We start from the raw sequence: 12,261 nt of genomic DNA on the forward strand, positions 1-12,261 counted from the left end.
TTCACTCGCGCGGGTGAGGTGTGGACCTTTGGTATACCGGATGCTCGGAGCGTGAACACGACAGAGCGTCCCGTCCCGCGCTGGGCCTACCGGCTCGCCCACCTGATCCCTTTCATGGTTCTGCCGTCCGGGCTCTGGCGACTCGGCCTGGTGTTCGGCTCGTCGATGGGCTTGGTCGACGCGAACGGCACCCCGACCCTGCTCGAAGGCGCCGGCGGCAAGGTGTACGTGGTCGGCCTGACGGTCTTCTCCGAGCTGATCGCCCTGACCGCGCTCGGCATGGTCAGCCGCTGGGGTGAGGTCGTGCCGCGCTGGATTCCGTTCCTCGGCGGATGGCGCGTCCACCCGTACGCGGCGATCATCCCGGCCACGCTCGGCGCGCTGTCACTGATCGCGATCTGGACGTACGGCTTCCGGGACGCGTACACCGGCCACTTCATCCCGTTCGAGAGCACCAACTGGAAGATCTTGATGCTGGCCTGCTACTCACCACTCAACCTCTGGGGACCGGCCCTGCTCGTCGTCACCTGGGCGTACTACCGCCGGCGCCGCGACGAGCCGCGGCCGGCCGCCGGCAACCGGGTCAGCGAGAGCGTGGCCGGGGTTTGAGAGTGGTACCGGGAAGCGGCGGAGCCGGCAGCGGGCCACCCTCGTAACCAGGAACCATCGCGAAGCGGTCGTTGCCGCCGGCCTCGATCGCCGCTTGCCAGTCGTTGCGCGCGGCCACGATCTCCTCGTGGGTACGGCCAATGAAGTTCCACCACATCACCAGCTCCTCCTCGAACGGCTCACCACCGAGCAGCAGGAACCGCACACCGTTGTCGGCAGCAACCAGCTCGATCGACTCACGCCCGGACCCGAAGTAGGCCATCTCGCCGAACCCAGGCGTGAGTTCACCGACCGAAAGCTTGCCTTCGACGACAAGGACGGCGTACTCGTTCGCGGGCGTCAGCGGAAGCGCGAGCCTACGCCCCCGCTCGATGGTGATGTCCGCGCCGACCAGCGGAGTGAACGCGGGCGCGGGCGAGGTGACACCGGCGACCGTACCGATCATCACCGTCGCCCGCGCGCCGTCGAACGCGACGGTCGGCAGATCGGCGTACGCATTGAAGGCCGGCGCGGTCGTAGACCGAACCGAATCGGGCAGCGCCACCCACAGCTGCGCACCGTGCAGCATCGGCGGCCCATCCGGCGTCGACACCTCGGAATGCGCGATGCCGTTGCCCGCGGTCATGATGTTCAGCTCGCCCGGCCGAACGTACGCGTGCGACCCGACCGTGTCCCGGTGCTCGATCTCGCCCTCGAACAACCAGCTCACCGTCTGCAAGCTGGTATGCGGATGCGGCGGAACGTGCATCCCACGCCCACCCGGTACGTCGTACGAGTCGACGCGCCTGGTCAGATCATCAGGCCCGTAGTGGTCGACGAAGCACCACGCGCCGACCATGCGGCGATTCTTGTTCGGCAGCAGGCGGCGTACCTTCGTGGTCCGGCCGAGCACGACCTCACGCGCCTCGAGCATTTCCAGTACGGGACCATCGCACTCCCCCGTACCCACGACCTCCGCCGGGTCCTTCTCCAGATCGCTCATGGCGCCGTCCATTCCAGGAGTTCCTGCTGGTCCCAGGTGTTGATCACCCGCTCCGGCGTGACGCCGCAGTCCTCGGCGCGCTCACACCCGTACACCTGCCAGTCGAGCTGACCGGGCGCGTGCGCGTCGGTGTCGATCGAGAACACGCAGTCCATCTCGACGGCCAGCGACAGCAGGCGTTTCGGCGGGTCGAGCCGTTCGGGCCGCGAGTTGATCTCGACCGCGGTACCGAACTGGCGGCACGCCTCGAACACCACCTCCGCGTCGAACTCGGACTCCGGCCGCGTCCCGCGCGCACCGGTGATCAGGCGACCGGTGCAGTGGCCCAGTACGTCCACGTGCGGGTTGGCGATCGCGCGGACCATCCGCTCGGTCATCGGCTCGGCCGCCATCCGCAGCTTCGAGTGCACGCTGGCGACGACGACATCCAGCCGGGCCAGGATCTCGGTGTCGCAGTCGAGCGTGCCGTCCTCGTTGATGTCGACCTCGATCCCGTTCAGGATGGTGAAGCCGTCGAGCTCGGCCTGCAGCTTCTTGTTGAGCTCGGCAACTACCTCCAACTGCTGCAGGCGGCGTTCGCGGGACAGTCCGTTCGCGACGGTCAGCCGCGGCGAGTGGTCGGTGAGCGCCAGGTACTTGTGCCCCAGCCGATACGCCGTACGCGCCATCTCCTCGATCGGGCTGCCGCCGTCGGACCACTCCGAATGCAGATGCAGGTCCGCCTGCAGCGCTGCCCGCATCCGCTTGCCCGCCGAGGTCAGCTCACCGGCCGCTTCCTCCAGCTTGACCAGGTACGCCGGGGTGGCGCCGTCCATCGCCTCGACGATCACCGCCTCGGTCTTCGGCCCGATCCCGGCCAGCTCGGTCAGCGTCCCCGCCCGCCGCCGCGCCCGCACCTCGGACGCCGGCAGCGCCGCGATCGTGTCCGCCGCCCGCCGGTACGCCTTGACCCGATGCGTCGGCTGCCGGTCCCGCTCCAGGTAGTACCCGATCGCCCGCAGCGCCCCAACCGCCCGCTCCACCCCCGCCTTGTCCGTCATCCCCCCATCATCGCAGCGGCTCCGCCACCAGGTCGCCTCACCGCCAACCCCCACCTTGAGAAGCCACCGCGCGTTTCAACGCCGCGGGGATGCGCGGTGGGTTCTCAAAGTGGGGGTTGGCGGTGGTGCGCTGGGGCGTACGCCGCTTCCTGCGATGATGGGGACATGGCGGGGCATGCGGCTCGGGCGGAGCGATTGCAGGGGGCTACCGGGGCGCTGGCTACGGCGGCGATGGCGGCTATGGATGCTGAGCTGCCTTGGTTCGGGGAACTGTCGGCGCAGGACCGGTCCTGGATCGGGCTGGTCGCGCAGTCGGGGATCTCGGCCTTCGTCGAATGGTTCCGGGATCCGGGCGCGCACTCGTCGATGCCGACCCGGATCTTCGGGTCCGCGCCGCGGGAGTTCACCCGGGTGATCTCGCTGCACCAGACCGTCGATCTGGTCCGGACCACGATCGAGACGATCGAGAACACCATCGGTACGCTGCTGCCGCCCGACGACGTGCCGATCGTGCACGAGGCGATCCAGCGGTACGCGCGCGAGGTCGCCTTCGCCGCCGCGACCGTGTACGCGCAGGCGGCCGAGATGCGCGGTGCCTGGGACGCCCGGCTGGAAGCACTGCTGGTCGACTCGGTGATCCGCGGCGAGGCGGACGAGTCGGTCCGCTCCCGAGCCTCCGCCCTCGGCTGGACCGGCGCCGCCGGCACCACCGAAGTAGCAGTAGTCGTCGGCAAAGCCCAAACCCCCGAAACCACCACCCCCAACACCCCAAGTGGTGCTGGTGGTCAGGGCGGCGGAGCGAACCTGGCGGATACTGTGCGTAATGCGGCTCGGGAGGCGGGGGCCGATGCGTTGTGTGCGATTCAGGGTGATCGGCTGGTGGTGGTACTGGGCGGTACGAGCAAACCTGTGGAGATCGTACAAAAACTCGCACCCTGGTTCGGACCTGGGCCGATCGTGGTCGGGCCGGTGGTGAAGGACCTGACCGCCGCCGTCACCTCGGCCCGGGCCGCGATCGCCGGGCTGCGCGCGGCCGCCGCCTGGCCGGACGCCCCGCGCCCGGTGCAGGCCGACGAACTGCTCCCGGAACGGTCACTCTCCGGAGACGGCCACGCCCGCCGGCAACTCGCCACCGAGGTGTACGCCCCGCTCACGGCAGGCGATGGCGTGCTGCTCGGCACGGTTTCGGCGTACCTGGACTCCGGCGGCTCGATCGAGGCGACGGCCCGGGCGATGTTCATCCACGCCAACACCGTCCGGTACCGGCTGAAGCGTGTGACCGACCTCACCGGGTACAACCCGCTGAATCCGCGCGACAGTTTCACACTGCGTGTCGCACTGACCTTGGGCCGCCTGCTCAATCCCGAGCCGGGTAGCCCGGGTTTGTAGGATATCTACAAAAGCAGCCCGGTAGAATTCGTGCTCGCCGTGCGGCTCGCGGCGGGCCCGGCTGAGGGAGAGTTGTCACGTGCTCGTCATCGTCGCGCCCGGTCAGGGTGCCCAGACCCCAGGATTCCTCGAGCCGTGGCTGGCCGACCCCGTCTTCGAGAGCCGGCTGAACTGGCTCTCCGCGGTCGCCGGCCTCGACCTCGCCCACTACGGCACCCAGGCCGACGCGGACACGATCCGGGACACCGCGATCGCGCAGCCGCTGCTGGTCGCGTCCGGCATGCTGGCCGCGCTGGCGGTGTTCCCGCACCCGGCCGACGCGTTCGCCAAGGTCGGCGCGGTGGCCGGGCACAGCGTCGGTGAGCTGGCCGCGGCGGCCGGCACCGGCGTACTGACCGCCGAGCAGGCGATGGTGCTGGTCCGCGAGCGGGGCAAGGCGATGGCGGCCGCGGCGGCGCTGACGCCGACGTCGATGACGGCCGTACTCGGCGGCGACCGGGACGAGGTGCTGGCCAAGCTCGCCGAGCACGGCCTGACCCCGGCGAACGACAACGGCCCCGGCCAGATCGTTGCCGCCGGCACCGTTGACGAGCTGGCCGCGCTGGCCGCCGACCCGCCGGCGAAGGCGCGGCTGATCCCACTGTCGGTGGCCGGCGCGTTCCACACCCGGCACATGGAGCCGGCCGTGCAGACCCTGGCGAAGTACGCGACCGCGATCAGTACGCACGACCCCCGTACGCGCCTGATCTCGAACCGGGACGGGCATGTCGTGCATGACGGGCAGGACGTGCTGCGGCGGCTCGTGACGCAGGTGAACGCGCCGGTCCGCTGGGATCTGTGTATGCAGACGATGTCCGAGCTCGAGGTGACCGGCATCCTGGAGCTGCCCCCGGCGGGTACGTTGACCGGGATCGCGCGGCGGGCGCTGAAGGGCGTCGAGACGTTCGCGCTGAAGACCCCGGACCAGCTCGACGACGCCCGCGCGTTCGTGGACAAGCACGGCAGCCCGTCCGAGATCGACGCCTCCCCCACCTGGCGGCTGCTGGTCGCGCCGATCAAGGGCACCTTCACCCGCGCCGGCCAGACCCGCCGCGAGGCCGGCGACAAGGTCGAGGCCGGCGAGGTGGTCGCGACCGTCGACAGCCTGCGCGACCAGGTCGCGGTGACCGCGCCACACGGCGGCATCGTGGTCGAGTGGCTCGCCGAAGAAGGCGACCCGGTCGCCCCGGGCCAGCCGCTCGTTCGTCTCCACCCGGCCGGGGGTGCCGCATGATCACGCCGTCGACAGGCGCGCGGTACGCGGGAATCCTCGGAATCGGGTCGTACCGGCCGCGGCGCGTCGTACCGAACTCGGAGATCCTCGAGCAGATCGACTCGAGTGACGAGTGGATTCGGACCCGGTCCGGGATCAAGGAACGGCGCTGGGCCGACGACGACGAAACCGTGCTGATGATGTCGGTGAACGCCGCCAAGGAAGCAGTGGCGGAGGCGGGGATCGACGCGGCCGACATCGGCTGCGTGATCGTCGCCACCGTCACGCACCTGTACCAGACACCGGCGATCGCGACCCAGGTCGCCGTCCAGGTCGGCGCCCCGACCGCGGCCGCGTTCGACATCTCGGCCGCCTGCGCCGGCTTCTGCTACGGCATCGCGATGGCGAACGACCTGGTCCGCGGCGGCAGCGCCAAGTACGTGCTGGCGATCGGCGTCGAGCGGCTCAGCGACATCACCGACCGGACCGACCGGGGTACCGCGTTCATCTTCGCCGACGGTGCCGGCGCCGCGATCGTCGGTCCGGCCGACGAGCCGGGGATCGGCCCGGTCGTGTGGGGCTCGGACGGTACGCAGCACCAGGTGATCAGCCAGCGCGAGTCCTGGCAGGAGGTGTTCGGCACGTACAACTGGCCGCACCTGACGATGGACGGCAACCCGGTGTTCCGCTGGGCGTCGTTCGAGATGGCGAAGACCGCGCAGCAGGCGCTCGACGTGGCCGGGGTGAAGGCGGAGCAGCTCGACCTGTTCGTACCGCACCAGGCGAACATGCGGATCACCGACGCGATGCGCCGGGCGCTCAAACTGCCGGAGCACGTCAAGGTCGCCCGCGACATCGAGCGGCAGGGCAACACGTCCGCCGCGTCGATCCCGCTCGCGATCTCCGCACTGCGTGAGTCCGGCGAGGCGAAGAGCGGCGACCTCGCGCTCATCATCGGCTTCGGCGCCGGGCTGGTGTACGCGGCCCAGGTGGTCCGGATTCCGTAGTCCATAGTTGTCCGGGGCGGTTCAGATGGCTGCCCCGGCGGTAAGTCAGCAGAAATCCGAAAGGGAACCAAGAGATGGCCAGCACCGAAGAGATCCGTTCCAGCCTCGCCGAGATCGTGAACGAGATCGCCGGCATCCCGGTCGAGGACGTCCAGCTGGACAAGTCCTTCACCGACGACCTCGACGTCGACTCGCTCTCCATGGTGGAGGTCGTGGTGGCCGCCGAGGAGAAGTTCGACGTGAAGATCCCCGACGACGAGGTGAAGAACCTGAAGACCGTCGGCGACGCGGTCGCGTTCATCGAGCGCGCCCAGAACGGCTGACGTACGCCGTCACCGTGCTGGCCGGGTGCTCATCGGGCGCCGCTCGATGAGCACCACACCGGCCACACCCCCGTACCCGCACCACCACCCCTCGCACCCAACCGCAGATCGCCGATGTGAAGGATGAGGTAACCATGTCGAAGACCCGAGTCGTCATCACTGGGCTCGGAGCCACGACCCCGCTCGGCGGCGACGTGGCCAGCTCCTGGGAAGGTCTGCTGGCCGGCCGCTCCGGCGCCCGCCGGCTGACCGACGAGTGGGTGCAGAACCTGGCGGTACAGATCGCGGCACCGGCCGCGGTCGACCCGACCGAGGTGATCGAGCGGGTGAAGGCGCGCCGGCTGGACCGGACCGCGCAGCTCGCCGTCGTGGCCGCCCGCGAGGCCTGGGCCGACTCCGGCCTGGCGGACTCCGGACTGGACAAGGAGCGGCTCGGCGTAGCGGTTGCCTCCGGCATCGGTGGCCTGCACACCACGCTGTCGAACTACGACGCCCTGCGGAGCAACCCGCGCCGGGTCTCGCCGTTGGCGATCCCGATGCTGATGCCGAACTCCTCGGCCGCGTACGTCAGTCTCGAGTTCGGCGCGAAGGCCGGCGTCCACACCCCGGTGTCGGCGTGTGCCTCCGGCAACGAAGCGATCTGGCTCGGGCTCGACCAGATCCGGCTCGGCCGCGCGGACGTGATCATCGCCGGTGGTGCCGAGGGCGCGATCATGGCGCTGCCGCTGGCCGCGTTCGGGATGATGCAGGCGCTCAGCAAGCGCAACGACGACCCGGAGAAGGCGTCCCGGCCGTGGGACGTGGACCGGGACGGATTCCTGCTCGGTGAGGGCGCGGGCGTCCTGATCCTGGAGTCGTACGAGCACGCCAAGGCGCGCGGCGCGAAGATCTACGCCGAGCTCGCCGGCGCCGGTATCTCCGCCGACGGTCACGACATCGCGCAGCCCGACCCGACCGGTTCCGGTGCCCGCCGGGCGATGGAGCGGGCGCTGTCCGAGGGCGACCTGACCCCGGCCGACATCTTCCACATCAACGCGCACGCGACCTCCACGCCGCAGGGTGACATCGCCGAGTCGCTGGCGATCCGGCAGGCGCTCGGCAAGGACGCCGACCACGCGGTCGCGACCGCGCCGAAGTCGATGATCGGTCACCTGCTCGGCGGCGCCGGCGCGGTCGAGTCGGTCGCCACCGTGCTCGCCCTGCACCACCGGGTGTCACCGCCGACCATCAACGTCGACAAGCTGGACGACCAGATCGAGCTGGACGTCGCGACCGAGCAGCGCAAGCTGCCCGAGGGCGACATCGCGGCGCTGAACAACTCGTTCGGCTTCGGCGGCCACAACGCCGCCATCGCCTTCAAGTCGGTGTAGTCATGACCACCGCCGCACCGCAGAAGCCGGCGAAGGTCCCCCGCGAGCTCGACCCCAGGAACCCGGTCACCCGGCTGACGAACCTGCTCGATCCGGGCAGTCTGGAGCTGATCACCCCGGACAACCTGTCCGGCATGGTCGCGGCGCGCGGGCGGATCGAGGGTGCGGCGGTGGTCGCGTTCTGCTCCGACGCGACCGTGATGGGCGGCGCGATGGGCGACGAGGGCTGCGACGTCGTCGTGAGGGCGTACGAGGTGGCGCGCGCCGAGCAGGTGCCGATCATCGGTCTGTGGCACTCGGGCGGCGCGCGACTGGCCGAGGGCGTACTGAGTTTGCATGCCGTCGGCAAGATCTTCTACGCGATGACCCAGGCCTCCGGGAAGATCCCGCAGCTCTCGGTCGTCCTCGGGCCGGCGGCCGGCGGGGCGGCGTACGGTCCGGCGCTGACCGACATCGTCATCCTCGGCCCGGAGGGACGGATCTTCGTCACCGGGCCGGACGTGGTGCGCTCGGTCACGGGCGAAGACGTCGACATGCTCCGGCTGGGCGGTCCCGAACCGCACGGGCGTCGCTCCGGCGTCGTACACATCACCACCGACTCCGAGACGGCCGCGCTGGAGCAGGCCCGGCGACTGACCGATCTGCTCGCCAACCAGGGCACGATCTCGACCGGCATCCCGGACACCGATCTGTCCGGCTTCCTGCCCGAGTCGGCGAAACGCGCGTACGACGTGCACCCGCTGGTCGGCGGGGTGCTCGACGAGGACTCCCCCGTCGAACTCCACCAGCGCTGGGCGCCGAACATCGTCACCACGCTCGGCCGGCTCGGCGGGCGTACCGTCGGCGTAATCGCGAACAACCCGCTCCGGCTCGGCGGCTGTCTGGACGCGCTGTCGGCGGAGAAAGCGTCGCGGTTCGTCCGGATGTGCGACGCGTTCGGCGTACCGCTGGTCGTGCTCGTGGACGTACCCGGGTACCTGCCCGGGGTCGGTCAGGAATGGGACGGGGTCGTACGCCGGGGCGCCAAACTGCTGCATGCGTTCGCGGAGGCGGTCGTACCGCGGGTGACGCTGGTGACCCGGAAGACGTACGGCGGGGCGTACATCGCGATGAACGCGCGGTCGCTCGGCGCGACTCGGGTGTTTGCCTGGCCGCGCGCGGAGGTGGCGGTGATGGGTGCGGTGGCGGCGGTCCGGGTGCTGCACCGGCGGAAGCTGGCCGAGGTCGACCCGGAGCTGCGGCCGCAAGTCGAGGCGGAGCTTGCGGCTGAGCATGAGCAGATCGCGGGTGGTTTGGATCGGGCGCGGGAGATCGGCGTCGTAGACGAGATCGTCGAGCCGACCCGGACGCGTACGGCGCTGGCTGCCGCACTGGCGGCGGCCGCTGCCGACGGACCGATCCGCGGGGCGCACGGGAACATCCCGCTCTAGAAGACGGCCTCACGGCTAACGGCCCTTAACGGCTAGAAGGGCGCGAACCCTGAGGTTCGCGCCCTTCACGTGGTGCGGCCGCTGTTGTTCACAACCACCGGGGGTGTCCCGACACCCGGTGGCCCAGCGGCCACGGCCCCTCCCACCCTTGTGCAACGTCTGATGCTCAGTCTCACCGAAAAGTTCGGCGAAAGCTCCGCCCTTCACGGCTTTCTTCTGAAGTTCTCAGGGAGTGCTCAGACCACCTGATGCAGCCAGCGCACGGGCGCGCCGTCACCGGCGTACCGGAACGGCTCCAGCTCCTCGTCCCACGGACGGCCGAGCAGGCGCTCGACCTCCTCGGTCAGGTCGGCCTCGCCGCTGGCCGCCTTCAGCATGGCCGCCTTCAGCCGCTCCTCCGGAACCATGATGTCGCCGTGCACGCCGGTGGTCGCGTGGAAGACGCCGAGCGTCGGCGTGAACGAGTACCGCTCGCCCTCGGCGCCGTTGCTCGGCTCCTCGGTGACCTCGAACCGCAGCTTCTGCCAGCCGCGCAGCGCGGACGCCAGCTTGGCCGCGGTACCGGCCTCGGCCTGCCAGGACAGCTCGGCCCGGTACGTGCCCTGGGCCGCTGGTTGCGGCGTCCAGTCCAGTTTCACGGGCACGCCAAGGATGCCGCCCGCGGCCCACTCGACATGAGGGCACAACGCTGACGGCACCGTGTGGACGTACAGAACGCCACGAGTCGTCGCCACCGGGACCTCCTGTGCTCGAGGGGCGCCTTCCCCAGCGTTCTCGAACAGTCAGTAGAGCTCGGTGCTGTGTCAGTCTCTCAGGGCATCACAAGACGACCCGTGAAACTTTGGTCCATCTTGCCCCACCATTCCCCCGAACACCAGCAACCTCGCCGTGTCAACCACATCACCGTGTCTAAGGGGCAGTACTCATTTAGGGAAAGCGGCTAGCGAGCGCGATGCAGGCGCCGGCGGCGGCCAGTGTGAAGAGCATCGCGATACCGGCGTACCGGGCGGTGACCTCCTTGTCGACCTCGTCGTACCCGACCGAGGAGCCGATGTCCTTGTAGACGTCCTCCAGCTCACCGGCCGACTCCGCCGTGTACGCCTTGCCGCCGCTGATCTCCGCGACCGACCGCAGCTCGGTCCGGTCCGGTGGTACCCGCTGGCGGATGCCGTCCATCTCGATGAACCCCGAGTCGGTGCCGAAGCAGATCGTGTACACCGGGGTGTTCTTCGCCTTCGCCGCCTCCGCGCCCTCCTGGGCGGTCCGGCCGACTGTCCGCTTCCCGTCGGACAGCAGCACGATCCGCGCCGGAGCGGGCTCGGTCGGGTGCTCGGGGTCCGGTGGGACCTGGGTGAGCGCCTGCAGCGAGGTGAAGATGCCTTCACCGGTAGCGGTCGATTCGGCCAGCTCCAGACCGTCGATCGAGCGCAGTACGGTCGACCGGTCGGTGGTCGGCGGCACGATGATCGAGGCCGAACCGGCGAAGTTCACCAGCGCGACGTTGAACTTGGACGGCAGCTGGTTGACGAAGTTCTTCGCCGACTTCTTCGCCGCCTCGAGCCGGTTCGGGTCGATGTCGGTGGCCATCATCGACAGCGACACGTCGATCGCGACCACGATGGTGGCCCGCTCCCGCGGCACCTTCACCTTGTCCTTCGGCTGCGCGAACGCCACGATGCACATCAGCGCGGCGACCAGCGCCAGCCCGACGGCCAGATGCCGCCGCCACTGCGGCCGCCGCGGCGCGACCCGGTCGAGCAGCGCGATGTTGGTGAAGCGCAGCGCGTACTGCGAACGGCGGTGCTGGAGAAAGATGTACCCACCGAGAATCAGCGGGACGAGCAGCAGGAACCACAACCGCCCCGGAGACAGGAACTCCACTAGCGGGCCACTCCCTTCGGCGGTTGGTGCAGACGGGGCGCGACGCGCCGGTACGCCAGTACGAACCGCACCGTATCGGCGACCCAGTCGCGGTCGGTCCGCAGCACCAGATGCCCCGCACCTACCCTACGCAGGGCAGCGCGGGTTCGTTCCCGCTGTGCCAGTGCGGCCACCGCGAACGCCTCCCGTACCTTCCGCCGCCGGGTGTCGATCTCGCGCACCTCACCGGTCTCCGGGTCGCCGATCGTGACGACGCCGATGTTCGGCAGCTCCAGCTCGCGCGGGTCGACGATCTCGACCGCGAGCACCTGGTGCTGCGCGGTCAGCTTACGCATCGCACGCTCCCAGGACGGCTCCACCTGACTGGCCACTTCCCCGTCCTGCGGGGTGAGGAAGTCGGACACGATCACGCGCAGCCCACGCTTGCGCTGCGTACGCGCCATCGACTCCAGCGCCGCGGACAGGTCGCTGCGATGTACTTCCTCGTTGCCGCTGAACTGCTCCGCGAGGAGCGCCCGCAACAGCCCGTACAAGGCGAGCCGCCCGGAGCGCGCCGGCCAGCGCCGCAGCGCCGAGTCGCGAAGCATCAGGCCGCCGAACCGGTCCCCGAGCCGGTGGGTCAGGAACCCGACGGTGGCGACGGCCGCGACCGCGAGCTCGCGCTTCTCCAACGTCGACGTGCCGAAGTCCATCGAACCGGACAGGTCGACCAGCGCCCAGGTCTCCAGCTCGCGGTCCGCGATCAGGTCACGGACGTGCGGCATCGTCGTACGCGCCGTGACCGCCCAGTCCATCCGTCGTACGTCATCACCGACCTGGTACTCACGGGCCTCCGCCAGCTCCGTACCAGGACCGGGCAGCAGGCCGAGATGCTCTCCGTGCAGATAGCCCTCGAGACGGCGCACGACGGTCAGCTCCAACCGCCGCAACGCCCGCTCAGGAGCAAGCTGCGAAATCGTCATCGCAGCTCGTGGATCG

At 69.8% G+C, this 12,261-nt stretch carries 12 protein-coding genes; 7 read left to right on the forward strand and 5 right to left on the reverse strand.

All coding sequences use genetic code 11. From position 1 onward, the window contains the following. The first annotated feature begins 51 nt into the window (after positions 1-51). Positions 52-609, forward strand: coding sequence for a hypothetical protein (locus HDA44_RS13485; protein WP_184834317.1), 558 nt, complete (start codon positions 52-54; stop codon positions 607-609). Here HDA44_RS13485 and HDA44_RS13490 read toward each other — a convergent pair. Continuing rightward, positions 584-1,591 carry a pirin family protein gene (locus HDA44_RS13490; protein WP_184834319.1) on the reverse strand — a complete coding sequence of 336 codons (1,008 nt, stop codon included), beginning with the start codon at positions 1,589-1,591 and terminating at the stop codon, positions 584-586. The two genes, HDA44_RS13485 and HDA44_RS13490, sit on opposite strands and share 26 nt — an antisense overlap. Further along, a complete protein-coding gene (locus tag HDA44_RS13495; protein ID WP_184834321.1) occupies positions 1,588-2,631 on the reverse strand; it encodes a PHP domain-containing protein in 1,044 nt (347 codons plus the stop codon). Before HDA44_RS13495 ends, HDA44_RS13490 begins: the two co-directional genes overlap by 4 nt. A gap of 165 nt (positions 2,632-2,796) precedes the next feature. Between HDA44_RS13495 and HDA44_RS13500 the strand changes: the two genes are divergently transcribed. The 6 genes from HDA44_RS13500 (at position 2,797) to HDA44_RS13525 (ending at position 9,402) form a co-directional block, all read left to right on the forward strand. Continuing rightward, positions 2,797-4,020: a PucR family transcriptional regulator gene (locus HDA44_RS13500; protein ID WP_184834323.1), complete on the forward strand. Its 1,224-nt coding sequence runs from the start codon at positions 2,797-2,799 to the stop codon at positions 4,018-4,020. A 79-nt stretch (positions 4,021-4,099) separates the two neighbouring features. After that, a complete protein-coding gene (locus HDA44_RS13505; RefSeq protein WP_184834325.1) occupies positions 4,100-5,293 on the forward strand; it encodes an acyltransferase domain-containing protein in 1,194 nt (397 codons plus the stop codon). After that, positions 5,290-6,279: a beta-ketoacyl-ACP synthase III gene (locus HDA44_RS13510; protein ID WP_184834327.1), complete on the forward strand. Its 990-nt coding sequence runs from the start codon at positions 5,290-5,292 to the stop codon at positions 6,277-6,279. The genes HDA44_RS13505 and HDA44_RS13510 overlap by 4 nt, the downstream gene beginning before the upstream one ends. A 74-nt stretch (positions 6,280-6,353) precedes the next feature. Further along, positions 6,354-6,602, forward strand: a complete 249-nt coding sequence (locus tag HDA44_RS13515) for an acyl carrier protein (protein ID WP_130380551.1) — start codon at positions 6,354-6,356, stop codon at positions 6,600-6,602. A 134-nt stretch (positions 6,603-6,736) separates the two neighbouring features. Continuing rightward, positions 6,737-7,972 carry a beta-ketoacyl-ACP synthase II gene (gene fabF, locus HDA44_RS13520; RefSeq protein WP_184834329.1) on the forward strand — a complete coding sequence of 412 codons (1,236 nt, stop codon included), beginning with the start codon at positions 6,737-6,739 and terminating at the stop codon, positions 7,970-7,972. A gap of 2 nt (positions 7,973-7,974) precedes the next feature. Further along, on the forward strand, positions 7,975-9,402 hold the full coding sequence (locus tag HDA44_RS13525) for a carboxyl transferase domain-containing protein (protein WP_184834331.1): 1,428 nt from the start codon (positions 7,975-7,977) through the stop codon (positions 9,400-9,402). Positions 9,403-9,638: 236 nt separating this feature from the next. Here the strand turns inward: HDA44_RS13525 and HDA44_RS13530 are convergent, their stop codons facing one another. The 3 genes from HDA44_RS13530 to HDA44_RS13540 all read right to left on the reverse strand — a co-directional run bounded on the left by HDA44_RS13530 (position 9,639) and on the right by HDA44_RS13540 (position 12,245). After that, positions 9,639-10,136 carry a DUF3145 domain-containing protein gene (locus HDA44_RS13530; RefSeq protein ID WP_184834333.1) on the reverse strand — a complete coding sequence of 166 codons (498 nt, stop codon included), beginning with the start codon at positions 10,134-10,136 and terminating at the stop codon, positions 9,639-9,641. Positions 10,137-10,329: 193 nt separating this feature from the next. Further along, positions 10,330-11,283 carry a VWA domain-containing protein gene (locus tag HDA44_RS13535; RefSeq protein ID WP_184834335.1) on the reverse strand — a complete coding sequence of 318 codons (954 nt, stop codon included), beginning with the start codon at positions 11,281-11,283 and terminating at the stop codon, positions 10,330-10,332. After that, positions 11,283-12,245, reverse strand: a complete 963-nt coding sequence (locus HDA44_RS13540) for a DUF58 domain-containing protein (protein ID WP_184834337.1) — start codon at positions 12,243-12,245, stop codon at positions 11,283-11,285. The genes HDA44_RS13535 and HDA44_RS13540 overlap by 1 nt, the downstream gene beginning before the upstream one ends. Positions 12,246-12,261: the final 16 nt, after the last annotated feature.

The organism is Kribbella solani (assembly GCF_014205295.1).
In the GTDB taxonomy this organism is placed as follows: Bacteria; Actinomycetota; Actinomycetes; order Propionibacteriales; family Kribbellaceae; genus Kribbella; species Kribbella solani.

What these genes read in the sequence shown, in the direction of transcription:
- HDA44_RS13490 (WP_184834319.1), bottom strand. Translation starts at nt 1,591, where the DNA reads ATGAGCGATCTGGAGAAGGACCCGGCGGAGGTCGTGGGTACGGGGGAG.
- HDA44_RS13495 (WP_184834321.1), bottom strand. Translation starts at nt 2,631, where the DNA reads ATGACGGACAAGGCGGGGGTGGAGCGGGCGGTTGGGGCGCTGCGGGCG.
- HDA44_RS13500 (WP_184834323.1), top strand. Translation starts at nt 2,797, where the DNA reads ATGGCGGGGCATGCGGCTCGGGCGGAGCGATTGCAGGGGGCTACCGGG.
- HDA44_RS13510 (WP_184834327.1), top strand. Translation starts at nt 5,290, where the DNA reads ATGATCACGCCGTCGACAGGCGCGCGGTACGCGGGAATCCTCGGAATC.
- HDA44_RS13515 (WP_130380551.1), top strand. Translation starts at nt 6,354, where the DNA reads ATGGCCAGCACCGAAGAGATCCGTTCCAGCCTCGCCGAGATCGTGAAC.
- fabF (WP_184834329.1), top strand. Translation starts at nt 6,737, where the DNA reads ATGTCGAAGACCCGAGTCGTCATCACTGGGCTCGGAGCCACGACCCCG.
- HDA44_RS13525 (WP_184834331.1), top strand. Translation starts at nt 7,975, where the DNA reads ATGACCACCGCCGCACCGCAGAAGCCGGCGAAGGTCCCCCGCGAGCTC.
- HDA44_RS13540 (WP_184834337.1), bottom strand. Translation starts at nt 12,245, where the DNA reads ATGACGATTTCGCAGCTTGCTCCTGAGCGGGCGTTGCGGCGGTTGGAG.